The 24367-nt window shown below is 54.9% G+C and carries 20 protein-coding genes and 4 tRNA genes; 19 read left to right on the forward strand and 5 right to left on the reverse strand.

Translation table 11 applies throughout. The annotated features are described in order from the left end of the window. Positions 1 to 37 precede the first annotated feature (37 nt). Positions 38 to 859, forward strand: coding sequence for a serine O-acetyltransferase (gene cysE / locus ACQG1K_RS00750; protein WP_022646641.1), 822 nt, complete (start codon positions 38 to 40; stop codon positions 857 to 859). Positions 860 to 913: 54 nt separating this feature from the next. On the opposite strand, the gene ppiC is transcribed toward cysE, so the two are convergent. Next, positions 914 to 1195: a peptidylprolyl isomerase PpiC gene (ppiC, locus tag ACQG1K_RS00755; protein WP_006812396.1), complete on the reverse strand. Its 282-nt coding sequence runs from the start codon at positions 1193 to 1195 to the stop codon at positions 914 to 916. An 85-nt stretch (positions 1196 to 1280) separates the two neighbouring features. On the opposite strand from ppiC, the gene rep reads away from it, so the two are divergent. Next, the gene (rep, locus tag ACQG1K_RS00760; RefSeq protein WP_367075582.1) at positions 1281 to 3305 is read left to right on the forward strand and encodes a DNA helicase Rep; all 2025 of its coding nucleotides are present in this window, start codon (positions 1281 to 1283) and stop codon (positions 3303 to 3305) included. 51 nt (positions 3306 to 3356) lie between these two features. On the opposite strand, the gene gppA is transcribed toward rep, so the two are convergent. Together gppA and rhlB are read right to left on the reverse strand one after the other, a co-directional pair. Next, entirely contained in the window at positions 3357 to 4841 is a 1485-nt protein-coding gene (gppA, locus tag ACQG1K_RS00765) for a guanosine-5'-triphosphate,3'-diphosphate diphosphatase (RefSeq protein WP_063200598.1), read from the reverse strand. Between the two features lie 6 nt (positions 4842 to 4847). Beyond that, positions 4848 to 6116, reverse strand: a complete 1269-nt coding sequence (gene rhlB, locus ACQG1K_RS00770; protein WP_022646644.1) for an ATP-dependent RNA helicase RhlB — start codon at positions 6114 to 6116, stop codon at positions 4848 to 4850. A 144-nt stretch (positions 6117 to 6260) separates the two neighbouring features. Between rhlB and trxA the strand changes: the two genes are divergently transcribed. From trxA to ACQG1K_RS00855, 17 genes are all read left to right on the forward strand, one after another. Continuing rightward, positions 6261 to 6590 (forward strand): thioredoxin TrxA, encoded by a 330-nt coding sequence (trxA, locus tag ACQG1K_RS00775; RefSeq protein WP_006812392.1) that lies wholly within the window; start codon positions 6261 to 6263, stop codon positions 6588 to 6590. 341 nt (positions 6591 to 6931) lie between these two features. Continuing rightward, positions 6932 to 8191, forward strand: coding sequence for a transcription termination factor Rho (gene rho / locus ACQG1K_RS00780; protein ID WP_001054528.1), 1260 nt, complete (start codon positions 6932 to 6934; stop codon positions 8189 to 8191). Between the two features lie 222 nt (positions 8192 to 8413). Further along, positions 8414 to 9535 carry a UDP-N-acetylglucosamine--undecaprenyl-phosphate N-acetylglucosaminephosphotransferase gene (gene wecA / locus ACQG1K_RS00785; protein ID WP_047359830.1) on the forward strand — a complete coding sequence of 374 codons (1122 nt, stop codon included), beginning with the start codon at positions 8414 to 8416 and terminating at the stop codon, positions 9533 to 9535. A 13-nt stretch (positions 9536 to 9548) separates the two neighbouring features. Beyond that, the gene (wzzE, locus tag ACQG1K_RS00790; RefSeq protein ID WP_022646646.1) at positions 9549 to 10595 is read left to right on the forward strand and encodes an ECA polysaccharide chain length modulation protein; all 1047 of its coding nucleotides are present in this window, start codon (positions 9549 to 9551) and stop codon (positions 10593 to 10595) included. A 56-nt stretch (positions 10596 to 10651) separates the two neighbouring features. Beyond that, positions 10652 to 11782: a non-hydrolyzing UDP-N-acetylglucosamine 2-epimerase gene (gene wecB, locus ACQG1K_RS00795; protein ID WP_426720971.1), complete on the forward strand. Its 1131-nt coding sequence runs from the start codon at positions 10652 to 10654 to the stop codon at positions 11780 to 11782. Then, positions 11779 to 13041: a UDP-N-acetyl-D-mannosamine dehydrogenase gene (gene wecC, locus ACQG1K_RS00800; RefSeq protein WP_023299034.1), complete on the forward strand. Its 1263-nt coding sequence runs from the start codon at positions 11779 to 11781 to the stop codon at positions 13039 to 13041. The genes wecB and wecC overlap by 4 nt, the downstream gene beginning before the upstream one ends. Then, positions 13038 to 13715 carry a dTDP-4-amino-4,6-dideoxy-D-galactose acyltransferase gene (gene rffC / locus ACQG1K_RS00805; RefSeq protein WP_023299035.1) on the forward strand — a complete coding sequence of 226 codons (678 nt, stop codon included), beginning with the start codon at positions 13038 to 13040 and terminating at the stop codon, positions 13713 to 13715. The genes wecC and rffC overlap by 4 nt, the downstream gene beginning before the upstream one ends. 4 nt (positions 13716 to 13719) lie before the next feature. Continuing rightward, a complete protein-coding gene (rffA, locus tag ACQG1K_RS00810) occupies positions 13720 to 14850 on the forward strand; it encodes a dTDP-4-amino-4,6-dideoxygalactose transaminase (protein ID WP_367075587.1) in 1131 nt (376 codons plus the stop codon). Position 14851: 1 nt separating this feature from the next. Next, entirely contained in the window at positions 14852 to 16102 is a 1251-nt protein-coding gene (gene wzxE, locus ACQG1K_RS00815) for a lipid III flippase WzxE (protein ID WP_023299037.1), read from the forward strand. Continuing rightward, entirely contained in the window at positions 16099 to 17178 is a 1080-nt protein-coding gene (locus tag ACQG1K_RS00820; protein WP_023305223.1) for a TDP-N-acetylfucosamine:lipid II N-acetylfucosaminyltransferase, read from the forward strand. Before wzxE ends, ACQG1K_RS00820 begins: the two co-directional genes overlap by 4 nt. Further along, complete coding sequence (gene wzyE / locus ACQG1K_RS00825) at positions 17175 to 18527, forward strand: ECA oligosaccharide polymerase (RefSeq protein WP_017693948.1); 1353 nt, start codon at positions 17175 to 17177, stop codon at positions 18525 to 18527. Before ACQG1K_RS00820 ends, wzyE begins: the two co-directional genes overlap by 4 nt. A 12-nt stretch (positions 18528 to 18539) precedes the next feature. Next, complete coding sequence (gene wecG, locus ACQG1K_RS00830; RefSeq protein ID WP_367075590.1) at positions 18540 to 19280, forward strand: lipopolysaccharide N-acetylmannosaminouronosyltransferase; 741 nt, start codon at positions 18540 to 18542, stop codon at positions 19278 to 19280. Positions 19281 to 19477: 197 nt separating this feature from the next. Beyond that, the gene (thrP, locus tag ACQG1K_RS00835; protein WP_023305225.1) at positions 19478 to 20863 is read left to right on the forward strand and encodes a bifunctional threonine/serine APC transporter ThrP; all 1386 of its coding nucleotides are present in this window, start codon (positions 19478 to 19480) and stop codon (positions 20861 to 20863) included. A gap of 102 nt (positions 20864 to 20965) precedes the next feature. After that, positions 20966 to 21042: transfer RNA gene (locus ACQG1K_RS00840), tRNA-Arg, on the forward strand. 67 nt (positions 21043 to 21109) lie between these two features. Beyond that, positions 21110 to 21185: transfer RNA gene (locus tag ACQG1K_RS00845), tRNA-His, on the forward strand. A 21-nt stretch (positions 21186 to 21206) separates the two neighbouring features. Then, positions 21207 to 21293: transfer RNA gene (locus tag ACQG1K_RS00850), tRNA-Leu, on the forward strand. 44 nt (positions 21294 to 21337) lie between these two features. Then, positions 21338 to 21414: transfer RNA gene (locus ACQG1K_RS00855), tRNA-Pro, on the forward strand. A gap of 539 nt (positions 21415 to 21953) precedes the next feature. Here the strand turns inward: ACQG1K_RS00855 and hemY are convergent. Together hemY and hemX are read right to left on the reverse strand one after the other, a co-directional pair. Next, positions 21954 to 23153, reverse strand: a complete 1200-nt coding sequence (gene hemY / locus ACQG1K_RS00860) for a protoheme IX biogenesis protein HemY (protein ID WP_032622057.1) — start codon at positions 23151 to 23153, stop codon at positions 21954 to 21956. Between the two features lie 2 nt (positions 23154 to 23155). After that, entirely contained in the window at positions 23156 to 24349 is a 1194-nt protein-coding gene (hemX, locus tag ACQG1K_RS00865) for a uroporphyrinogen-III C-methyltransferase (protein WP_022646657.1), read from the reverse strand. Positions 24350 to 24367 lie beyond the last annotated feature (18 nt).

Here is a 24367-nt window from a genome sequence, read left to right on the forward strand (position 1 = left end):
GAACTGGCTGGTCATTAACTATCGTCTGGAGCAAGCAATGCCGTGTGAAGAACTGGATATCGTCTGGAATAATATTAAAGCCGAAGCCCGAGCGTTGGCCGACTGTGAGCCCATGCTGGCCAGTTTTTATCACGCGACGCTACTCAAGCACGAAAATCTCGGCAGCGCCCTGAGCTACATGCTCGCCAATAAACTGGCTTCCCCTATCATGCCTGCTATCGCTATTCGCGAGGTGGTGGAAGAGGCCTACGCTGCCGATCCGGAAATGATTGCTTCTGCCGCCTGCGATATTCAGGCCGTGCGCACGCGTGACCCGGCGGTGGATAAATACTCCACGCCGCTGCTGTATCTCAAAGGCTTCCACGCCTTACAGGCGTACCGCATCGGCCACTGGTTATGGAATGAGGGTCGCCGCGCGCTGGCCATCTTCCTGCAAAACCAGGTTTCCGTGACCTTCCAGGTCGATATTCACCCGGCGGCGAAAATTGGCCGCGGGATCATGCTCGATCACGCCACCGGCATTGTTGTCGGTGAAACGGCGGTGATCGAAGATGACGTGTCGATTCTGCAATCCGTTACGCTGGGCGGTACAGGTAAAACCAGCGGCGATCGCCATCCGAAAATTCGTGAAGGGGTGATGATCGGCGCGGGTGCTAAAATCCTTGGCAATATTGAAGTCGGACGCGGCGCAAAGATTGGCGCGGGATCGGTTGTGCTCCAGCCTGTACCGCCGCACACCACCGCCGCTGGTGTCCCGGCGCGCATCGTCGGTAAGCCAGACAGCGATAAACCGTCGATGGATATGGATCAGCACTTTAACGGTATTCACCACACCTTCGAATACGGCGACGGTATCTGAACGCTGGAACACTCAAATAAAAAAGCCCGGTGAGTTAATGCACCGGGCTTTTGATTAGTTGCGGTATAACACTTTGATAATGTGATAGCCGAACTGCGTATGCAGTGGGCCGGTTGGCTCCAGCACCGGGCAGGAGAAGACCACTTTATCAAACGCCGGAACCATCTGGCCCTGGCGGAACTCGCCTAAGTCACCACCGCGTTTGCCTGACGGGCAAATCGAGTGTTTCTTCGCCAGTTTGCCGAAGTCGGCGCCGTTTTTAATCTGTTCGAGCAGATCCTGTGCCAGTTTTTCTTCTTTAACAAGGATATGCAGTGCTGCTGCTGTTTTTGCCATGATCGTGCCTTGAGTCAACGAGTTTACGATCGGTATACTACCACGCGTTTTTCCTCCTCTCCCGACTTTCATTGAGTGATCATTTATGCGTTTAAACCCCGGACAACAACAAGCTGTCGAATTCGTCACCGGACCCTGCCTGGTGCTGGCGGGAGCGGGATCTGGTAAAACACGCGTGATCACCAACAAAATCGCCCACTTAATTCGGGGTTGTGGATACCAGGCGCGCCATATCGCGGCGGTCACCTTTACCAACAAAGCGGCGCGTGAGATGAAAGAGCGCGTCGGCCAGACGCTTGGCCGTAAAGAGGCGCGCGGGCTGATGATCTCCACCTTCCACACGCTGGGTCTGGATATCATCAAGCGCGAATACGCGGCGCTGGGAATGAAGTCCAACTTTTCGCTCTTTGATGACACCGACCAGGTGGCGCTGCTCAAAGAGCTGACGGAAGGGCTGATAGAAGATGACAAAGTGCTGTTGCAACAGCTGATCTCAACGATCTCGAACTGGAAAAACGATCTGATGACGCCGGCCCAGGCAGCGGCAAGTGCCAAAGGCGAGCGTGACCGCATCTTTGCCCACTGCTATGGCCTGTACGACGCGCATATGAAAGCCTGCAACGTACTGGATTTCGACGATCTGATCCTGCTGCCGACGCTGCTGCTTCAGCGGAATGAAGAGGTGCGCGAGCGCTGGCAGAACAAAATTCGTTACCTGCTGGTGGATGAATACCAGGATACCAACACCAGCCAGTACGAGCTGGTGAAGCTGCTGGTAGGACAGCGCGCGCGTTTTACCGTCGTAGGCGATGACGATCAGTCGATTTACTCCTGGCGTGGCGCACGTCCGCAGAACCTGGTGCTGCTGAGCAAAGACTTCCCGGCGTTGCAGGTGATTAAACTGGAGCAGAACTACCGTTCTTCCGGGCGTATCCTGAAGGCGGCGAACATCCTGATTGCCAACAACCCGCACGTCTTTGAGAAGCGCCTGTTCTCTGAACTGGGTTACGGGACCGAGCTGAAAGTCCTTAGCGCCAATAACGAAGAGCACGAAGCGGAGCGCGTAACCGGCGAGCTGATTGCCCATCACTTCGTCAACAAAACTGAATACAAGGATTACGCGATCCTCTATCGCGGTAACCACCAGTCGCGCGTCTTTGAAAAGATGCTGATGCAGAACCGCATCCCCTACAAAATCTCCGGCGGTACGTCGTTCTTTTCGCGTCCGGAAATCAAGGATCTGCTGGCCTATCTGCGCGTGCTGACCAACCCGGATGACGACAGCGCTTTCCTGCGCATTGTAAATACGCCGAAGCGCGAGATTGGCTCTGCGACGCTGCAAAAGCTGGGTGAATGGGCGATGACCCGCAACAAAAGTCTGTTCACCGCCAGCTTCGATATGGGGCTGAGCCAGACCCTGACCGGGCGCGGCTATGACGCCTTAACCCGCTTTACCCACTGGCTGGGTGAGGTGCAGCGTCTGGCAGAGCGCGAGCCCGTGGCGGCAGTACGCGATCTGATCCACGGCATTGATTACGAATCCTGGTTGTATGAAACCTCCGCCAGCCCGAAAGCGGCAGAAATGCGCATGAAAAACGTTAACCAGCTCTTCAGCTGGATGACCGAAATGCTTGAAGGATCTGAGATTGACGAGCCGATGACCCTGACGCAGGTGGTCACCCGCTTCACGCTGCGCGATATGATGGAGCGCGGCGAGAGTGAAGAAGAAGCCGATCAGGTCCAGCTGATGACGTTGCATGCCTCGAAAGGGCTGGAGTTCCCGTATGTCTATCTGGTGGGGATGGAAGAGGGCCTGCTGCCGCACCAGAGCAGCATTGATGAAGATAACGTCGACGAAGAGCGCCGTCTGGCCTACGTGGGGATCACCCGTGCGCAGAAAGAGCTGACGTTTACGCTGTGCAAAGAGCGCCGTCAGTATGGTGAGCTGGTGCGCCCGGAGCCGAGCCGTTTCCTGCTGGAGTTGCCTCAGGACGATCTTATCTGGGAGCAGGAGCGTAAAGCTATTACCGCTGAAGAGCGGATGCACAAGGGGCAAGCCAACATGGCGAACATACGCGCCATGCTGGCGAAAGCCAAAGAGAAGGGATAACAATTTTGTAGGCCGGGTAAGGCGAAGCCGCCCCCCGGCACGCTTCAAGGGTCACTTCACATCAAGCGCCCAGTGCACATAGCTCTGCCACTGGCACTCCTGCTCGATCAACTCTGCTCCAAGCGGATGATCTTCTAGCCAATTTTCCGGCAGCGTCAGCGTCAGTTTTTCATCGTCTGCCACCAGCGTAATGGCCGGGAGGAGATCGTCGCGTCGCCGGCTGGCAAACAGAATCGCCAGACGAAGTAAGCGGCAGAGATGTTCGGCCACGCGCGGCGGTACAGCGTTTTGCTGATGGAGTGAAGAGAGGTCAACGGCGTTGGTTTGATTCAGCAGCAGGGTCGCGAGCAATTTTTTCTGCGCGGGAGTGTAGCCCGGCAAATCGAGATTACGCACCAGCCAGGCTGCGTGTAGCGGCGCTTGCTTGTACTCAACGCTAAGCCCAATTTCATGCAACGCACACGCACTTAGCAGCAAATCGCGGCTTAACGGTTCGATATCCCAACGTGATTTAACCTGATCCGCAAAGAGCGATGCCAGTTGGCCCACTCGCTGCGCCTGATCGGTATCCACAATAAAGCGGCGCTGGACGTTACGTAGCGTACGGCTTCGAATGTCCTGATCCACCGAAAGATGCAGCATCCCATAGACCAGACCTTCGCGCAGTGCGCCGCCTGCCAGGGTCATGCACTGGATGTTTAGCTCGGTAAAAATGGCGATGAGAATGGCTAGCCCGCTGGGGAAGACCAGCGCACGTTCGAGCGTCAGCCCTTCAATTTCCAGCTCTTCCAGACGACCACATTGAATGGCGCGCTGTTTAAGCTGCTGGAGTTTAGCAAGCGTGATCCGCTCATCCATCCCCTGCGCCATCATGATTTCCTGCAACGCCTGTACAGTTCCTGACGCCCCAACACACACTTTCCAGCCGTGGTAGCGCAGTTCGTCCATGACCGGACGCAGCACTTCACGCGCGGCATTTTCAGCCTCGTCGAAGTTTTCTTGCGCGAGATTGCGGTCAGTAAAGTAGCGCTCAAGCCAGGTTACGCAGCCCATCGACAGACTGAACAGCGAGGTCGCCTGGGCACCCGTGCCGGTCACCAGTTCAGTACTCGCTCCGCCAATATCCACCACCAGACGGCGATCGTCGCCCCCGGTAGTGTGCGCCACGCCCTGATATATCAGACGCGCTTCTTCTTCACCGCTGATGACTTGCACCGGGCAGCCGAGAATTTCCTGCGCTTTGGCAATAAAATCGACGGCATTAACCGCCAGACGGAGCGTCGCGGTCGCGACAACGCGGATTTGGGCATGCGGTATGTCCTGCAGACGTTCTGCAAAGAGGCGCAGACACTGCCAGCCACGTTCCATGGCTTCGGGAGAGAGGTGATTATCGCTGCTCAGGCCCGCCGCCAGGCGGACCTTACGCTTGATGCGCGTCAGCGTCTGTATGCTTCCCGCCACCTCGCGTACAACCAGCATATGAAAACTATTCGAACCGAGATCAATTGCCGCATAAAGCGAGGTGGAACTGAGCATCATTTTTTAACCTGAACGACGACGATTACGCGGCGCACCGCCGGAACGACGCGGGCCATTACCGGTACGTGGACGGGTAAGGCGCTTAGGTGGCGGCAGTTCGCTCATCAGCGCGTCCGGATTGTATTTACTCTGTGGAATAGAGTGACCGATATAGGTCTCAATGGCCGGAAGGTTCAGCGCATACTCTTCACATGCAAGGCTGATGGAGTGACCGCTTGCGCCGGCACGACCGGTACGACCGATACGGTGTACATAGTCTTCACAGTCATCTGGCAGGTCATAGTTAAAGACGTGCGTCACGGCTGGAATGTGCAGGCCACGGGCCGCCACGTCGGTCGCGACCAGAATATCAAGGTCGCCACGAGTAAATTCGTCGAGAATGCGCAGGCGTTTTTTCTGCGCCACGTCGCCGGTCAGCAGGCCCACACGGTGACCATCTGCCGCCAGGTGGCCCCAAATATCTTCACAGCGGTGTTTAGTGTTCGCAAAGATGATCGCGCGATCCGGCCACTCTTCTTCGATCAGGGTTTGCAGCAGGCGCATTTTCTCTTCATTAGAAGGATAGAAGAGCTCTTCTTTAATGCGGTGCCCGGTTTTCTGCTCCGGTTCTACTTCCACATATTCCGCATTGTTCATCTGCTCGAATGCGAGTTCACGTACGCGGTATGAAAGGGTTGCGGAGAACAGCATGTTCAGACGCTGGTTTGCCGCAGGCATACGGCGGAACAGCCAGCGGATGTCTTTAATGAAGCCCAGATCGTACATGCGGTCTGCTTCATCCAGCACCACGACCTGGATTGCGCCGAGGTTGATATGGTTCTGTTTAGCGTAGTCGATAAGACGGCCTGTGGTCCCAATCAGGATATCCACGCCGCTTTCCAGCACTTTCAGCTGTTTATCGTAGCCGTCGCCGCCATAGGCCAGGCCAAGTTTCAGGCCAGTGGCTTGCGCCAGGGGCTCAGCGTCTGCGTGGATCTGTACCGCCAGTTCTCGCGTCGGGGCCATAATTAGCGCGCGCGGCTGGTTAACTTTGCGGTCTGCAATCGCTGGGTGAGAAAGTAAATAATGAAACGTTGACGTTAAAAACGCCATCGTTTTGCCAGTACCGGTTTGCGCCTGCCCTGCAACATCACGACCGGCCAGCGTCAGCGGCAGGGCGAGAGCCTGAATGGGCGTGCAGTTATGAAACCCTTTAGTTTCAAGGGCTTCGATCACCTTTGGGTGCAGGGCGAAGTCGGAAAACTTCTGTTCTGTTAAATGTGTTTTGCTCATAGTGTGGTAGAATATCAGCTTACTATTGCTTTACGAAAGCGTATCCGGTGAAATAAAGTCAACCTTTAGTTGGTTAATGCGACATCAACACGTCGTTGGTGGAGACAAAACCAACGTACCAGGCTTATTCCTGTGGAGTTATATATGAGCGATAAAATTATTCACCTGACTGACGACAGTTTTGACACGGACGTACTTAAAGCTGACGGGCTGATCCTCGTTGATTTCTGGGCTGAATGGTGTGGTCCTTGCAAAATGATCGCTCCGATTCTGGATGAAATCGCTGACGAATATCAGGGCAAACTGACCGTTGCCAAGCTGAACATCGACCAGAACCCGGGCACCGCGCCAAAATACGGTATCCGTGGCATCCCGACCCTGCTGCTGTTCAAGAACGGTGACGTGGCGGCGACCAAAGTGGGCGCACTGTCCAAAGGTCAACTGAAAGAGTTCCTGGACGCTAACCTGGCGTAAGGTTTCTCCGCTGAGCGTCCAGAGCGCCTAATTAATGGTGAGCTCTGGACGCCCGGCTTTAGTCGTGCTAAGTTAGCTATGACTACGTTTTAAACATATCTTGTTGTTTGAATCTTGTTTTACCCGATACTTCCCGTTGTTAACTTAAACAGTGCGTGAAGTTGCTAGATTCCGGGCTTGTCACTCAATCCGTCTTGTCGTTTCAGTTCTGCGTTCTTTCCCTGTGACCAGACAGCGAACAGACATGAGGTGATGGCCGCTAAACAGGCATGGATGACCCTGCCATACCATTCACAACATTAAGTTCGAGAATCACCCCGAGTTTAAGAACCCACACCATTATGAATCTTACCGAATTAAAGAATACGCCGGTTTCTGAGCTGATCACTCTCGGCGAAAATATGGGACTGGAAAACCAGGCTCGTATGCGCAAGCAGGACATCATTTTCGCCATCCTGAAGCAACACGCTAAGAGTGGCGAAGATATCTTTGGCGACGGTGTGCTGGAGATACTGCAAGACGGATTTGGTTTCCTCCGCTCTGCAGACAGCTCCTACCTCGCCGGCCCTGACGACATCTACGTATCCCCTAGCCAAATCCGCCGTTTCAACCTCCGCACTGGTGACACCATTTCAGGTAAGATTCGTCCTCCAAAAGAGGGTGAACGCTACTTTGCGCTGTTGAAGGTTAATGAAGTCAACTACGACAAACCGGAAAACTCCCGCAATAAGATCCTGTTCGAGAACTTAACGCCGCTGCACGCGAACTCTCGTCTGCGTATGGAGCGTGGTAACGGGTCTACTGAAGACTTAACCGCTCGTGTGCTGGATCTGGCATCGCCAATTGGTCGTGGCCAGCGTGGTCTGATTGTGGCGCCACCAAAAGCCGGTAAAACCATGCTGCTGCAAAACATCGCGCAGAGCATTGCTTACAACCATCCAGACTGTGTGCTGATGGTGCTGCTGATTGACGAACGTCCGGAAGAAGTGACCGAGATGCAGCGTCTGGTGAAAGGGGAAGTGGTTGCGTCAACTTTCGACGAGCCTGCTTCCCGCCACGTTCAGGTTGCGGAAATGGTTATCGAGAAGGCGAAACGCCTGGTTGAGCACAAGAAAGACGTGATCATCCTGCTTGATTCCATTACCCGTCTGGCGCGTGCCTACAACACCGTGGTGCCGGCTTCCGGTAAAGTACTGACCGGTGGTGTGGATGCCAACGCCCTGCATCGTCCGAAGCGTTTCTTCGGTGCGGCGCGTAACGTGGAAGAGGGCGGTAGCCTGACCATTATCGCGACGGCGCTGATCGATACCGGCTCCAAAATGGACGAAGTTATTTACGAAGAGTTTAAAGGTACAGGCAACATGGAACTGCACCTTTCTCGTAAAATCGCAGAAAAACGCGTCTTCCCGGCGATTGACTACAACCGTTCCGGTACCCGTAAAGAAGAGCTGCTTACCACTCAGGAAGAGCTGCAGAAAATGTGGATCCTGCGCAAAATCATCCATCCAATGGGCGAAATCGACGCAATGGAATTCCTCATTAACAAACTGGCGATGACTAAAACGAACGACGATTTCTTCGACATGATGAAACGCTCGTAACGCAAATAATCCCAGTAAACGCCACGTTTTTACGTGGCGTTTTTTATTTATGGACTATACGCTATTACCACACACTCCCAATTTTGACCGGTCGGTGCGACAATAAGAAAATTCGCACAGTAAAAATATTAATAGCTTGAATAATAAACAAATGGGTCGCAAGAGGTGTGCTTTATGCCTTCTGGCTTGATGCCATCATGGTTATACTTCTTTGACTAACATATGTTGAGAACATCCGTTGTGAACCTATTCGATACGTTTGCTGAACTCACCAGTATTTTTTTGTTCACTACTTGCTTTCTTTTTTTAGCACGTAAGGTAGCAAAATATGTCGGTTTAGTGGACAAACCTAACTTCCGTAAACGGCACCAAGGTATGATTCCCTTGGTGGGCGGAATCTCCGTTTTTGCAGGTGTTTCTTTCACTTTTGCTATCGCGGATTACTATATCCCACATGCCAGGCTGTACCTGTGCTGTGCGTCTGTTCTGGTTGTTGTGGGGGCACTTGATGATCGCTACGATATCAGTGTAAAAATTCGAGCCTTCGTGCAGGCTGCAGTTGCTCTTGCCATGATGGTGGCGGCAAACCTTCACCTTAGCAGTCTTGGATACATTTTTGGTTCTTGGGAGATGGTACTTGGGCCGTTTGGTTACTTCCTTACACTCTTTGCCGTATGGGTCGCCATCAATGCATTTAATATGGTAGATGGGATTGATGGTTTATTGGGCGGACTATCTTGTGTTTCATTTGCTGCCATTGGCATAATCTTATGGTTTGATGGTCAATACAGCCTGGCAATGTGGTGTTTTGCTATGATTGCGGCCATTCTGCCCTATATTCTTTTAAATCTTGGCGCGCTGGGCCGTCGCTATAAAGTCTTTATGGGCGATGCGGGTAGCACATTGATTGGTTTCACTATTATCTGGATCTTATTGGAAACCACTCAGGGTAAAACACATCCAATCAGCCCGGTTACAGCGCTTTGGATCATTGCCATTCCGCTGATGGATATGGTGGCGATTATGTATCGTCGTCTGCGTAAAGGAATGAGCCCATTTTCTGCGGACCGGCAGCATATTCATCATCTGATTATGCGCGCCGGCTTCACGTCTCGTCAGGCCTTTGTGCTGATTACGCTAGCGGCTGCTATTCTGGCTGCGATTGGCGTTGCCGCGGAATACGCTCATTTCATTCCTGAATGGGTAATGTTGGTATTATTCTTGCTAGCATTTTTCATGTACGGTTACTGCATCAAGCGTGCATGGAAAGTCGCGCGTTTTATTAAACGTTTAAAACGCAGGATGCGTCGGAACAGTGGCAAAAACACAACTTTAACTAAGTAAAACCGGGACTATGATGACTCAACCGTTGGCGGGAGCGAAATCAGTGGGCACTGAGAACGAGCTGGATATTCGTGGTTTGTTTCGAGTGTTATGGCAGGGCAAACTGTGGATTGTGGGGATTGGCCTGGGGTTCGCGCTGTTAGCGCTTGCCTACACCTTCTTTGCGAAACAAGAGTGGAGCGCCACGGCGATCACAGACCGACCAACGGTGAATATGCTTGGAGGCTACTACTCCCAGCAGCAATTCCTGCGTAATCTTGATATCAAGGCCAATCTGGCGACCCCGGATCAGGCCTCGGTAATGGATGAGTCCTACAAAGAGTTTGTGATGCAGCTGGCGTCGTGGGATACACGTCGCGATTTCTGGTCCCAGACAGACTACTACAAGCAGCGCATGGTCGGTAACAGCAAAGCGGATGCCGCGCTGCTGGATGATTTAATCAACAACATTCAGTTTATGCCTGGCGATGTGCTCCGTAACGTTAGCGACAGCGTGAAGCTGATTGCGGAAACGGCGCCGGACGCCAATAACCTGTTGCGTCAGTACGTTGCTTTTGCCAGCCAGCGTGCGGCCAGTCATCTGAATGACGAGCTGAAAGGCGCCTGGGCTGCGCGAACTATCCAGATGAAAGCGCAGGTCAAACGTCAGGAAGAGGTCGCTAAGGCCATCTTCGCCCGTCGCGTGCATAATATTGAGCAGGCGCTGAAGATTGCGGAACAGCACAATATTTCCCGTAGCGAAACGGATGTTCCGGCTGACGAACTCCCTGATTCAGAAATGTTCCTTCTTGGTCGCCCAATGCTTCAGGCACGTCTGGAAAATATCCAGGCCGTTGGCCCTGACTTTGACCTTGATTACGACCAAAACCGCGCCATGCTCAATACGCTCAACGTCGGTCCAACGCTGGACCCGCGTTTTCAGACCTATCGTTATTTAAGAACGCCTGAAGAGCCTGTAAAACGCGATAGTCCGCGTCGCGCATTCCTGATGATCATGTGGGGGATTGTGGGCGCACTGACTGGCGCTGGCGTAGCGTTATTACGTCGCCGCACAAACTAAGAACGCCGTCTACGATGAAGGCTTCGGCCTTCATCGTCTAATCGAAGAGAATCGATGTGAAAGTACTAACCGTATTTGGCACCAGGCCGGAGGCCATCAAGATGGCGCCTCTGGTTCATGCGCTGGCCAGAGATCCTGATATTGAAGCGAAAGTGTGCGTGACTGCCCAGCACCGTGAGATGCTCGATCAGGTCTTAACCCTCTTTTCTATCGTCCCGGATTACGATCTCAATATAATGAAACCGGGACAGGGACTGACGGAAATCACCTGCCGTATTCTGCAAGAATTAAAGCCTATTCTGGAGTCGTTCAAGCCGGATGTAGTGCTGGTGCACGGCGACACCACCACCACCGTGGCGACCAGCCTGGCCGCGTTCTATCAGCGTATCCCTGTTGGCCATGTCGAAGCGGGACTGCGTACCGGCAATCTTTATTCCCCGTGGCCGGAAGAGGCCAACCGTACGCTCACCGGTCACCTGGCGATGTACCATTTTGCGCCAACCGAGAACTCACGTCAGAACCTGCTGCGCGAAAATATCAGCGACAGCAAAATCTTCGTTACCGGCAATACGGTCATTGATGCGCTGATTTGGGTGCGTGACCGCGTGCTGGCTAACAGCGAGCTTCAGGCAGAACTCGCTGCGCGCTATCCGTTCCTGAACAACGGCAAGAAAACGATTCTGGTGACGGGACACCGCCGCGAAAGTTTTGGCCGTGGCTTTGAGCAAATCTGCCACGCGCTGGCTGAAATCGCCGCGCAGAATGAGGATGTGCAGATTGTCTATCCGGTGCACCTTAACCCTAACGTCAGCGAACCGGTCAACCGTATCCTGGGCCACGTGGAAAACGTGCTCCTGATAGAGCCGCAGGACTATCTGCCATTTGTCTGGCTGATGAACCACGCCTGGCTGATCCTGACCGATTCTGGCGGCATTCAGGAAGAGGCGCCTTCCCTCGGTAAGCCGGTACTGGTGATGCGCGAAATCACTGAACGTCCGGAAGCGGTCACTGCCGGTACCGTGCGTCTGGTGGGAACGGATCCGCGTCGTATTGTCGAAGAGGTCACGCGCTTACTGCATGACGAAGAAGAGTATCAGGCGATGAGCCGTGCCCATAACCCGTACGGGGACGGGCAGGCTTGTGGACGTATTTTGCACGCACTTAAACACAATCGGGTAACGCTATGAGTTTTACTACCATCTCTGTTGTTGGTCTCGGCTATATCGGGCTGCCTACTGCGGCGGCCTTTGCCTCTCGTCAAAAGCAGGTTATTGGCGTAGATATCAACGCGCATGCGGTAGAAACCATCAACCGTGGCGAAATTCATATCGTGGAGCCCGATCTCGATCGTGTGGTGAAAAAGGCGGTGGACGGTGGCTTCCTGCGCGCCAGCACCACGCCGGTAGAAGCCGATGCGTACCTGATTGCGGTGCCTACGCCCTTTAAAGGCGATCACGAGCCTGACATGGTTTACGTCGAGGCGGCGGCAAAATCCATTGCGCCTGTGCTGAAGAAAGGGGCACTGGTTATTCTTGAGTCCACTTCACCTGTTGGGGCAACCGAGCAGATGGCACAGTGGCTGGCCGAGGCGCGTCCCGATCTCAGCTTCCCCCAGCAGGCGGGCGACCAGGCCGATATCAACATCGCCTACTGCCCTGAGCGCGTACTGCCAGGCCAGGTGATGGTGGAACTGATTAAAAATGACCGCGTGATTGGCGGCATGACCCCAGTCTGCTCCGCGCGCGCCAGCGAGCTGTATAAGATCTTCCTTGAAGGCGAATGCGTGGTGACCAACTCCCGCACCGCCGAGATGTGCAAACTGACCGAAAACAGCTTCCGCGATGTTAACATTGCATTTGCGAATGAACTGTCGTTGATTTGCGCCGATCAGGGGATTAACGTCTGGGAACTTGTTCGCCTTGCCAATCGTCACCCACGCGTGAACATCCTTCAGCCGGGGCCGGGTGTGGGTGGGCACTGTATCGCTGTCGATCCGTGGTTTATCGTGGCGCAGAATCCGGAACAGGCGCGCCTGATTCGCACCGCGCGCGAAGTAAACGACCACAAACCGCACTGGGTTATCAACCAGGTGAAAGCCACGGTGGCGGATTGCCTCGCCGACAGCGGTAAACGTGCCAGTGAGCTGAAAATTGCCTGCTTTGGTCTGGCATTCAAACCGAATATTGACGATCTTCGCGAAAGCCCGGCAATGGAAATTGCCGAAACGATCGCAGCCTGGCACAGCGGTGAAACGCTGGTGGTTGAGCCGAATATTCATGCGTTGCCGGCAAAACTTGCCGGTCACTGCACCCTTACCGCACTGGATGACGCGCTGGCGACGGCGGATGTGCTGGTGCTGCTGGTGGATCACAATGCGTTTAAAGCGGTCTCCGCTGATGCCGTGCGTCAGCAGTATATTGTTGATACTAAGGGCGTTTGGCGTTGATTACTCTCAACGGCGTGCTGGAGTCCCTTGAGTGGGAAAGCGTATTTTTTTCGCTCCCCTCAGCGATAGTGCGTCTGCGCGATAACGCTCCTGCGTTGCAGGACGCAGACTTCAGCGCCTGGCAGCGCGTACAGGCTAAGATCCCGGCGGACCGCGCCGATCTGCTGGACGCGCTCCAGCAGCACGGATTCCGGCTGGTCGAGGGCGAGGTTGATCTCTCTGTTACCGTGGCCCGCCACGGCTCACCGGGCGCGGAAATTGCAACGGAGCAGGATATCCCCGCGCTGCGCAAGATGGCGGCGCTGGCTTTCGCTCAAAGCCGTTTCCGGACGCCCTGGTATGCGCCCGATGACAGCGGCCGCTTTTATGCCCGGTGGATAGAGAATGCGGTTAAAGGCACGTTTGACCACGTCTGTCTGGTGTTCCGTACTGCCGGGGGTCAGATTCAGGGTTTTGTTTCGCTTCGCAGGCTCAACGAGCACGAGGCGCGCATTGGTTTGTTAGCCGGGCGCGGCATGGGCGAAAAACTCATGCAGGCGGCGCTGCACTGGGCGGAGCAACAACAGGTATCGACGCTGCGGGTCGCAACCCAGATGGGCAACACCGCTGCGCTTAAACGTTATATTGCGAGTGGTGCCAGCATCGACGCCACCGCCTACTGGTTATACAGGTGACAAGATGATTCCATTTAACGCGCCTCCCGTTGTGGGCACTGAACTTGATTACATGCAGTCGGCTATGGGCAGCGGCAAGCTCTGTGGCGACGGTGGTTTTACCCGTCGCTGCCAGCAGTGGATGGAGCAACGTTTTGACAGTGCCAAGGTGCTGCTGACGCCGTCCTGTACCGCATCGCTCGAAATGGCCGCGCTGCTGCTGGATATTCAGCCCGGCGATGAAGTGATCATGCCGAGCTACACCTTCGTCTCCACGGCGAACGCGTTTGTCCTGCGCGGGGCGAAAATCGTGTTTGTGGATATCCGTCCGGATACCATGAACATCAACGAAACGCTGATTGAAGCGGCGATCACCGACAAAACGCGGGCGATTGTTCCGGTGCATTACGCGGGCGTGGCCTGTGAAATGGACACCATCATGGCCATCGCCAAAAAGCACAACCTGTTCGTGGTGGAAGACGCCGCGCAGGGCGTGATGTCCACCTACAAAGGTCGCGCGCTGGGAACCATCGGTCATATCGGTTGCTTTAGCTTCCACGAAACCAAAAACTACACCGCAGGCGGCGAAGGCGGCGCGACGCTGATTAACGATCGTGCCCTTGTGGAGCGTGCGGAAGTGATCCGTGAAAAAGGGACCAACCGCAGCCAGTTCTTCCGCGGTCAGGTGGATAAATACACCTGGCGCGATATCGGCTCAAGCTACCTGATGGCGGACTTGCAGGCCGCGTATCTCTGGGCGCAGCTGGAAGCGGCAGAGCGAATCAATCTGCAACGCCTCTCCCTGTGGCAAACCTACTACGACGCGCTGGAGCCGCTGGCTAAAGCCGGACGTATTGAACTGCCGACTATTCCGGCAGACTGCATCCACAACGCCCACATGTTCTATATCAAGCTGCGCGATAACGACGATCGCAGCAAGCTGATTGCCTGGCTGAAGGAGGCGGAAATTATGGCGGTATTCCACTATATTCCGCTGCACTCCAGCCCGGCTGGCGAAGCCTTCGGGATGTTTGCCGGTGAAGACCGCTACACCACCAAAGAGAGCGAACGTCTGCTCCGCCTGCCCCTGTTCTACAACCTCGCGCCGGTGAACCAGCGTACGGTGATCAATTCGCTTCTGAGTTATTTCGCCTGATATGTCTCTGGCAAAAGCGTCGGTGTGGACGGCAGCGTCCACGCTAGTAAAAATTGGCGCCGGGTTACTGGTCGTCAAGCTGCTGGCCGTCTCATTTGGTCCGTCAGGCGTTGGGCTGGCAGGGAACTTCCGCCAGCTGGTCACGGTGCTTGGCGTGCTGGCAGGTGCCGGGATATTCAATGGCGTCACCAAATACGTCGCGCAGCATCATGACGATGCCGAAAAGCTTCGCACGGTGGTGGGCACCTCCTCTGCTATGGTGCTGGGCTTCTCTACGTTGCTGGCCATCGTCTTTTTGCTGGCGGCGGCACCTGTTAGTCAGGGACTGTTCGGACACACGCACTATCAGGGACTGGTGCGCCTGGTGGCGTTCGTTCAGATGGGGATCGCCTGGGCGAACCTGCTGCTGGCGCTGATGAAAGGCTTCCGTGATGCCGCCGGGAATGCGCTGGCGCTGATCCTCGGCAGCATCATCGGCGTTATCGCCTACTACTTTTGCTATCGACTGGGCGGCTATGAAGGCGCGCTGCTGGGGCTGGCGCTGGTGCCTGCGCTCGTTGTCATTCCGGCAGCGTTTATGCTGATGCGCAGAGGCAATGTCCCGCTGAGTTACCTGAAACCGCAGTGGGACAAGATGCTGGCGGGGCAGCTAGGAAAGTTTACCCTGATGGCGCTCATCACTTCGGTAACGCTTCCCGTGGCTTACGTGATGATGCGAAACCTGCTGGCAGCGCATTACAGCTGGGATGAAGTGGGGATCTGGCAGGGCGTAAGCAGCATTTCAGATGCTTACCTCCAATTTATTACGGCTTCCTTTAGCGTCTATTTGCTGCCAACCTTATCGCGCCTGACGTCCAGGCAGGATATTACCCGCGAGATTTTTCGCGCCCTGCGTTTCGTGTTGCCGGCCGTTGCGATCGCCAGCTTTACCGTCTGGTTACTGCGTGATTTCGCCATCTGGCTGCTGTTTTCGGCGAAGTTTACCGCCATGCGCGATCTGTTTGCCTGGCAACTGGTCGGCGATGTGCTGAAAGTGGGGGCATACGTTTTCGGCTATCTGGTGATTGCGAAGGCTTCGCTGCGGTTGTATATCCTGGCAGAGATCGGCCAGTTTGCGCTGCTAACGGCATTTTCTCACTGGCTGATCCCCACCCACGGTGCGCTGGGGGCGGCGCAGGCCTATATGGCAACTTATATCGTTTATTTCGCTGCCTGTTGCGGCGTATTTTTACTTTGGCGTAAACGCGCATGACTGCACTGATACACATACTGGGATCGGATATCCCGCATCATAACCAGACCGTTCTGCGGTTCTTCAACGATGAACTGGCATCCGGCACGCCCGATGCGCGTGAGTTTATGGTCGTTGGATGCGATAACGGCCTGAGCGCGGCGTGTCCGGCATTGCATATCACCTTCTGGCCAGACAAAGCGGCGCTGACGAAGGCCGTGGTTGCTAAAGCCAAAGCGGATCGAAGCCAACGTTTCTTCTTCCATGGACAGTTCAATACCGGACTGTGGCTGGCGCTGTTAAGCGGCGGGATCAAACCTTCTCAGTTCAGCTGGCATATCTGGGGAGCGGATCTCTACGAAGTCTCCCGTGGCTGGAAGTTCCGACTTTTCTATCCGCTGCGTCGTCTGGCGCAGGCGCGCGTGGGCTGCGTTTTTGCTACCCGAGGCGATCTCAACTATTTTGCTAAACAGCACCCGAAGGTTCGCGGGGAGCTGCTCTATTTCCCGACCCGTATGGATCCGGCGCTGAACACCATGGCGAATGACACGGTTCGAGAGGGCAAGCTGACCATCCTGGTGGGGAATTCCGGCGATCGCAGTAACGAGCATGTCGCGGCGCTGAGGGCGGTGCATCAGCAGTTTGGCGACACGGTGAACGTGGTGGTGCCGATGGGCTATCCCGCCAATAACGACGCCTACATCGATGAAGTTCGCCAGCAGGGGCTTGCGCTGTTTAGCGCAGAAAACCTGCACATTCTCAGCGATAAGCTGGAATTTGATGACTATCTCGCGCTGCTGCGAAAATGCGATCTGGGCTATTTCATCTTTGCCCGTCAGCAGGGGATTGGCACGCTGTGTCTGCTGATTCAGGCGGGCGTACCCTGCGTGCTCAACCGCGAAAACCCGTTCTGGCAGGACATGGCCGAGCAGCATATTCCGGTGCTGTTTACCTCTGACACGCTTAATGTCGAGGTGGTACGGGAAGCGCAGCGTCAGCTCACGCTGGTTGATAAAAATAGCATCGACTTTTTCAGCCCGAACTACCTCACGCCGTGGCACCGCGCGCTGCGTATTGCTTCAGGAGACAACGCATGAGCCAGTTGCAGTTTAGCGGCTTGCTGGTGGTCTGGCTGCTGAGCACGCTGTTTATCGCCACGCTCACCTGGTTTGAATTCCGGCGGGTACGTTTTAACTTCAACGTATTCTTCTCGCTGCTGTTTTTGCTGACCTTTTTCTTTGGCTTCCCGCTGACCAGCATCCTCGTGTTCCGCTTTGATGTTGGCGTCGCGCCGCCGGAAATCTTGTTGCAGGCGCTGCTCTCTGCGACCTGCTTCTACGCGGTGTACTACGTCACTTATAAAACGCGCCTGCGAGCGGCAAAAGACACCACCCCTCGTCGTCCGCTGTTTACCATGAACCGGGTAGAAACCCATCTGACGTGGGTTATGCTGATGACTATCGCCCTCGTTAGCGTGGCGATTTTCTTCATGCATAACGGCTTTTTACTGTTTAAGTTGCAGTCCTATAGCCAGATTTTCTCCGCCGAAGTCTCCGGCGTCGCGCTCAAGCGTTTCTTCTATTTCTTTATCCCGGCGATGCTGGTGGTCTTTTTCCTGCGTCAGGACAGCAAAGCCTGGCTATTCTTCCTGGTCAGCACCGTCGCATTTGGCATTCTGACCTACATGATCGTCGGCGGCACCCGCGCCAACATCATTATCGCCTTCGCGATTTTCCTGTTTATCGGCATTATTCGCGGCTGGATCTCGCTGTGGATGCTGGCGGCGGCAGGCGTCTTTGGCATTGTGGGGATGTTCTGGCTGGCGCTGAAGCGCTACGGGCTGAACGTGGCCGGCGACGAAGCGTTTTACACCTTCCTGTATCTGACGCGCGACACCTTCTCGCCGTGGGAAAACCTGGCATTACTGCTGCAAAACTACGACAAGATCGAATTCCAGGGGCTGGCGCCGATTGTTCGCGATTTCTATGTCTTTATACCGACGTGGCTGTGGCCCGATCGTCCCGGCATTGTCCTGAACACGGCGAACTACTTCACCTGGGAAGTGCTGAACAACCATTCGGGTCTGGCGATTTCCCCAACCCTGATTGGCTCGCTGGTAGTGATGGGCGGAACGTGGTTTATCCTGCCTGGCGCGATCGCGGTAGGGCTGATAATAAAATGGTTCGACTGGCTATATACGCTGGGTAACGAAGAGACCAACCGCTACAAAGCCGCTGTTTTGCACAGTTTCTGTTTCGGTGCCATTTTCAATATGATCGTTCTGGCGCGCGAGGGGCTGGATTCATTCGTCTCACGCGTGGTGTTCTTTATGGTCGTTTTCGGACTCTGTCTGCTGCTGGCAAAACTGCTGTACTGGTTGTTTGACAGTGCAGGGCTTGTGCACAGACGTGAGCCACAGGGCAGCACAACGCTGTCGCAAGTCTGAGTAGGGATTATCATGACGGATACAACTTCAGCCCCGCGTTATGCGCTGCGCGGGCTACAGCTGTTTGGCTGGCGTGACATGCAGCACGCGCTGGATTTTCTGTTCGCGGACGGGCAGATGAAGTCGGGCACGCTGGTGGCCATCAACGCAGAAAAAATGCTGGCGGTTGAAGATAATGCGGAAGTGAAAAGCCTGATTGAAGCCGCGGAGTTTAAATACGCAGACGGTATTAGCGTGGTGCGTTCAATTCGTAAAAAGTTTCCAGACGCTAATGTGTCTCGCGTGGCGGGTGCTGACCTTTGGGAGCGGCTTATGGAGCGCGCAGGCGCTGAAGGCACGCCGGTATTTTTGATCGGCGGCAAGCCAGAGGTGCTGGCGCAGACCGAACAAAAGCTGCGTAACCAGTGGAATGTTAACATAGTGGGCAGCCAGGATGGCTATTTCAGGCCGGAAGATCGCCTGGCGTTATATGAGCGCGTGCGCGACAGCGGGGCGAAAATTGTCACTGTCGCTATGGGGTCGCCGCGCCAGGAAATACTGATGCGCGATTGCCGTCTGGTCAGCCCGGATGCGCTTTATATGGGCGTTGGCGGCACCTACGACGTCTTTACCGGCCACGTTAAGCGTGCGCCCAAAGTCTGGCAAAACCTGGGGCTGGAGTGGCTCTACCGCCTGCTCTCCCAACCGACGCGTATAAAACGACAGATTCGCCTTCTGCGCTACCTCGCCTGGCACTACACCGGGAAAATGTAATCAATATGCAGCGCGATCTGCTGTTCGCGCTGCAACGCCCCCCGCAAAACTGCTGAGTTTATGTGCAATGCATTCATTTTTTTAATGCATTGTTTGCCATTTGCCAGAATTTAAGAAACCATTCGCTCCGTATTTCAGTACCCCTCAAAACAATACCCGGCAACAAGTCGGGAAACAGCAAACACAACCGAGGAATTATGGCAGAGAAAAAACCGGAGCTTCAGCGTGGGCTGGAAGCTCGACATATTGAACTGATCGCGCTGGGCGGGACTATCGGCGTTGGCCTGTTTATGGGCTCGGCAAGCACGCTGAAGTGGGCGGGGCCTTCCGTCCTGCTGGCGTATATTATTGCCGGACTGTTCGTCTTCTTCATCATGCGCTCAATGGGCGAAATGCTGTTTCTGGAGCCGGTGACGGGCTCTTTCGCCGTTTACGCCCACCGGTATATGAGCCCGTTCTTTGGTTATCTCACGGCCTGGTCGTACTGGTTTATGTGGATGGCCGTGGGGATTTCGGAGATCACCGCCATCGGGGTCTACGTGCAGTTCTGGTTCCCGGAGATGGCCCAGTGGATACCCGCGCTGATTGCCGTAGGGCTGGTGGCGCTGGCGAACCTTGCCGCCGTTCGTCTTTACGGCGAAATCGAGTTCTGGTTTGCGATGATCAAAGTCACCACCATCATCGTGATGATTGTCGTTGGCCTTGGGGTCATCTTCTTTGGCTTCGGTAACGGCGGGCACGCTATAGGTTTTGGTAACCTGACCGGGCACGGCGGCTTCTTTGCGGGGGGCTGGAAGGGCTTTCTGACGGCGCTCTGTATCGTTGTCGCCTCCTATCAGGGCGTTGAGCTGATCGGCATTACCGCAGGTGAGGCGAAAAACCCGCAGGTCACGCTGCGTAGCGCGGTAGGCAAGGTGCTGTGGCGTATCCTGATTTTCTATGTGGGCGCGATCTTCGTTATCGTGACCATTTTCCCATGGAACGAGATCGGCACCACCGGCAGCCCGTTTGTCTTAACCTTCGCTAAGATTGGCATCACGGCGGCCGCCGCCATTATCAACTTTGTGGTGCTGACGGCGGCGCTCTCCGGCTGTAACAGCGGGATGTACAGCTGCGGGCGCATGCTTTACGCGCTCTCGCAAAACAAACAGCTGCCGGCGGTGATGGGTAAAGTCTCCCGCGTCGGTGTACCGGTGGCGGGCGTAGCGGTGTCGATTGTGATTCTGCTGATTGGCTCTTGCCTGAACTACATCATCCCGAATCCGCAGCGCGTGTTTGTTTATGTTTATAGCGCCAGCGTGCTGCCGGGGATGGTACCGTGGTTTGTCATTTTGATTAGCCAGCTGCGTTTCCGACAGGCGCACAAAGAAGCGATCGCCAGCCATCCATTCCGTTCCATTCTGTTCCCGTATGCGAACTACTTGACGATGGCGTTCCTGATTTGCGTATTAATTGGAATGTACTTTAATGAAGATACCCGCATGTCGCTGTTTGTCGGGATGATCTTCCTGGCTGCCGTCACAGCTGCATATAAACTTTTTGGCCTGGGTCGCCGTGGCTCCGCCCATAAAGTGGAGGAATAAGCGGCAAAATGTGCAAACCATAACCAAACGCGCATTTTTTTCAAAAAAGCACTAGACAGCGGGGTCGGAGGTACGTAATATCCAGCCCCGCAACGGCGCTAAGCGCCCGTAGCTCAGCTGGATAGAGCGCTGCCCTCCGGAGGCAGAGGTCTCAGGTTCGAATCCTGTCGGGCGCGCCATTTTAGTCCCGGCGCTAGAGCTGCGGTGGTCTGAGAAGTAGTCAGAACCGCGTGAAAGAATACAGTGGTGGCTATAGCTCAGTTGGTAGAGCCCTGGATTGTGATTCCAGTTGTCGTGGGTTCGAATCCCATTAGCCACCCCATTATTGAAAGAGTTGTGAATTGCGAAGGTGGCGGAATTGGTAGACGCGCTAGCTTCAGGTGTTAGTGTTCTTACGGACGTGGGGGTTCAAGTCCCCCCCCTCGCACCACGACTTTTAATGAGTTGAACTAAAAATTCAAAAAAGCAGTACATCGGCGAGTAGCGCAGCTTGGTAGCGCAACTGGTTTGGGACCAGTGGGTCGGAGGTTCGAATCCTCTCTCGCCGACCAATTTTGAACCCCGCTTCGGCGGGGTTTTTTGTTTTCTGCGCTTTTTCATCCTGTAGCCATTCCCCGACAACACTCTATATCCTTGTCGCGATTCAGCGACATATAAGCTGTTAATAATAAAGAATTTATTATTTTCTCTCTTAACCTGTCTCCTGGTGACGACAGATTGCCGCCCTTAGCGCGAGTTTGTATGGCGTAAGGCGGCTCTTAACAACATAATTTCCTTTTATCTTAAAATGTTGCGCGATGTAAAAGTTATGCGTGTAAACCTGGCGCATTACATGCAATAATATGCGTGTAGATGCTCATTCCATCTCTTATGTTCGCCCTACGGCCTCATAAACTCAGGAATGACGCAGAGCCGTTTACGGTGCTTATCGTCCACTGACAGATGTCGCTTCGGCCTCATCAAACACCATGGACATAACGTTGAGTGAAGCACCAAATATGTTGTCTTACAGACCTGTTTTAACGCCTGCTTTTATAGCAGGCGTTTTTTTATGGGTACAAAAAAGGAGGCCATCTGGCCTCCTGGATAATTACTGCTGCGTTCCGTTATTGTGTAGCGTAAGCAGAAGCCCATCACGCCGCATGGCTGCGGCCTCTTCCGGCTTGTGCTGCTTGTCCAGCGAATCAGCAAGCCAGGCGTAATCAAATGCGTCCGGGCGTTGCTTCAGCGCTGCGCGGAAGGCGAGACTCGCCTCCTGCCACTCGCCGTGTTTCATCAAAGACTGGCCCAGCGTACTCCACAGCAGCGGGCGATCGCCCACGGTTTTGATCTGCTGGCGCAATGCTTTTTCTATTTGTTCCGGATTGTTGGTTTTCAGACGCGGGATGACCATCACCAGGCGGTCATCATACTGTCGCTTGAGACCGTCGAGAAGGATCTCCTGGGCGGTGTCATGGTCGTCACACTCAATCAGATGTTCTGCCATCGCCACCTGAAGGGGAACCTGCTGGCGCGTTTTGCGGCTCTGGTTTTTCCACCAGGTTTTCAGGCCGTCGCTGCCAAGATCGGCGCGCGCCTGATCCATCAGGCCAATCCAGGCCAGACGCTGAAGTTCATCACGATGTTCATCATCGCCCACGTCGGCTTTCGCCATGGAAGGGATAATGTCCAGCAGCGAACCCCAGGCACCGGTCCGAATGTATGCCTGCTCCGCAAGACGCAGCACTTCCGGATGACGAGGGGTAATTTCCAGCAGACGGTCAACGCCGTGACGTGCGGCATGGTTTTCATTGCGCGCCAGTTGCAGACGAACGCGGGTGATCTCAACCGGAATCGGATCCTTAGTTGAGAGCTCAGATGCGCGTTCAAGATGCTGATTGGCGCGGGCCTCATCGCCTCGCTGTTGCGCCGCCTCAGCGGCCAGCAGATAGTTAACAACCGGCTGTTCTGCATGGTCGGCATTTTTCGACATCAGCTTTTCAACCTGCTGATAGTCGCCTTCGGCCAGCTTCAGCAACGCTTGCTCGGTCTGCTTACGGGCGCGACGGCGCTTACGGCCAACGAACCAGCCGCGCGTGTGAACCCCGGTACGGAAAATCCGACGCAGGATCCATTCCACTGCCAGCAGGACGACCACACCCAGGATCAGGATGATCACCAGCCCTGTCACGCTGGTTTCGACGTTGTAGTTATCGGTCTGGATCAATACGTAACCCTGGTGACCCGCGAGCATCGGTCCCAGTACAATCCCGGCGATCAGCAGGATGAAGAGTAAGAAGACTTTTAGCATCATCACTCTCCTTGCGGCGCGCTTTCAGGCGCTGGCGCGGCGGCAGGTGCTTCAGCCGGGCGCTCTGCCGGAACGCCCGGCTGGGCCAGCAGGTTACGCACGCGCGTCTGCATGATCTTCTCCAGAATCGGCTGGCTTTCCAGCTTGTCCGGCACGTTCATGGTGATGTTTTGCTGGCTCAGCTTGTCGATATCCTCCAGGAACGCGGTCGTGGTTGCGTCATTGGTATCGTAGTAAGCACGTACCCACGTTGAAACGTTATCCAGCGCCTGTTTGTAGGTCTCTTCCTGGTGACGCGGTACGGCCTGAGCAGCCACCAGCAGGCGGGAGCGAATGTTTTCGCGCAGATAAACATCCTGGTTCGGTGCCAGCAGCGGCACGGCGGTTTCATCGCGGCGGCGAATGGTAATAAAGCTGTCCATAAAGTTCTGCCAGCTCTTTTGCAGGTTGATACGCCATTCGCTCAGGGAGCTGGACAGCTCGGTGCCGTCAGAATCCATCGGGGAGTCATCGTCGTTGTTATCGGCCAGCTGAAGGTTATCAATCTGGTTGGAGAGCTGATTTACCTTAAGGATGATACCGTCGTAGTCGACCTGAGAAACCGCAGACAGGCTGGCGATATCTTCCGTAATAGCGCGGCGTGCGTTGATGAGGCTCGGATCGTTCATATCGGCCAGGCTTGCGTCGGCGCTTTTCAGCAGCGCGGCGGCGGTGGTGACATCCTGATCGCTCCAGAGCTTGCGCCCGGCCAGCTTCACCAGAAAATCGGCCTGTGAGAGCAGCCAGGTTTTGGCATCGGTTCCCGAAATCGTGGCGACTTTCTCCTGCACTTCGCTCAGCTGTTTGGTCAACTCTTCACGTTTGCTGTTCGCGTCGGCGAGGGCGGCAGCCTGCTGTTTGATCACGCCTTCCAGCTCAGCTTTTTGCGTCTCCTGCGCTTTCTGTAGGGCGGTGATTTGGTTAACCAGCGCGTCGCTGGTGGCCGTCTGGTTGGTGCCTTGTTTCTTCACCAGTCCGTAGAGACCCACGCCTGCGGCCAGCGCAATCGCGATGGCAATCACGCTCAGCGTGAGGCTGGTTTTATTGCTGCCGTTTTTCTTCTCAACGGTTTTGTCTGTCGTCTCTGGCTGTGACGTGGTGTCCACAGTCTCCCTGGTCTCTTCAACCACGGCGGAGGATTTTTCGTGTTCCGTCATTATGGCTTCCCATTTGAG

Origin of the sequence: Enterobacter cloacae complex sp. 402C9, assembly GCF_050030745.1 — a bacterium.
GTDB classification, from domain to species: domain Bacteria; phylum Pseudomonadota; class Gammaproteobacteria; order Enterobacterales; family Enterobacteriaceae; genus Enterobacter; species Enterobacter intestinihominis.

What these genes read in the sequence shown, in the direction of transcription:
- cysE (WP_022646641.1), top strand. Translation starts at nt 38, where the DNA reads ATGCCGTGTGAAGAACTGGATATCGTCTGGAATAATATTAAAGCCGAA.
- ppiC (WP_006812396.1), bottom strand. Translation starts at nt 1,195, where the DNA reads ATGGCAAAAACAGCAGCAGCACTGCATATCCTTGTTAAAGAAGAAAAA.
- rep (WP_367075582.1), top strand. Translation starts at nt 1,281, where the DNA reads ATGCGTTTAAACCCCGGACAACAACAAGCTGTCGAATTCGTCACCGGA.
- gppA (WP_063200598.1), bottom strand. Translation starts at nt 4,841, where the DNA reads ATGCTCAGTTCCACCTCGCTTTATGCGGCAATTGATCTCGGTTCGAAT.
- rhlB (WP_022646644.1), bottom strand. Translation starts at nt 6,116, where the DNA reads ATGAGCAAAACACATTTAACAGAACAGAAGTTTTCCGACTTCGCCCTG.
- trxA (WP_006812392.1), top strand. Translation starts at nt 6,261, where the DNA reads ATGAGCGATAAAATTATTCACCTGACTGACGACAGTTTTGACACGGAC.
- rho (WP_001054528.1), top strand. Translation starts at nt 6,932, where the DNA reads ATGAATCTTACCGAATTAAAGAATACGCCGGTTTCTGAGCTGATCACT.
- wecA (WP_047359830.1), top strand. Translation starts at nt 8,414, where the DNA reads ATGTTGAGAACATCCGTTGTGAACCTATTCGATACGTTTGCTGAACTC.
- wzzE (WP_022646646.1), top strand. Translation starts at nt 9,549, where the DNA reads ATGACTCAACCGTTGGCGGGAGCGAAATCAGTGGGCACTGAGAACGAG.
- wecC (WP_023299034.1), top strand. Translation starts at nt 11,779, where the DNA reads ATGAGTTTTACTACCATCTCTGTTGTTGGTCTCGGCTATATCGGGCTG.
- rffA (WP_367075587.1), top strand. Translation starts at nt 13,720, where the DNA reads ATGATTCCATTTAACGCGCCTCCCGTTGTGGGCACTGAACTTGATTAC.
- wzxE (WP_023299037.1), top strand. Translation starts at nt 14,852, where the DNA reads ATGTCTCTGGCAAAAGCGTCGGTGTGGACGGCAGCGTCCACGCTAGTA.
- ACQG1K_RS00820 (WP_023305223.1), top strand. Translation starts at nt 16,099, where the DNA reads ATGACTGCACTGATACACATACTGGGATCGGATATCCCGCATCATAAC.
- wzyE (WP_017693948.1), top strand. Translation starts at nt 17,175, where the DNA reads ATGAGCCAGTTGCAGTTTAGCGGCTTGCTGGTGGTCTGGCTGCTGAGC.
- wecG (WP_367075590.1), top strand. Translation starts at nt 18,540, where the DNA reads ATGACGGATACAACTTCAGCCCCGCGTTATGCGCTGCGCGGGCTACAG.
- thrP (WP_023305225.1), top strand. Translation starts at nt 19,478, where the DNA reads ATGGCAGAGAAAAAACCGGAGCTTCAGCGTGGGCTGGAAGCTCGACAT.
- hemY (WP_032622057.1), bottom strand. Translation starts at nt 23,153, where the DNA reads ATGCTAAAAGTCTTCTTACTCTTCATCCTGCTGATCGCCGGGATTGTA.
- hemX (WP_022646657.1), bottom strand. Translation starts at nt 24,349, where the DNA reads ATGACGGAACACGAAAAATCCTCCGCCGTGGTTGAAGAGACCAGGGAG.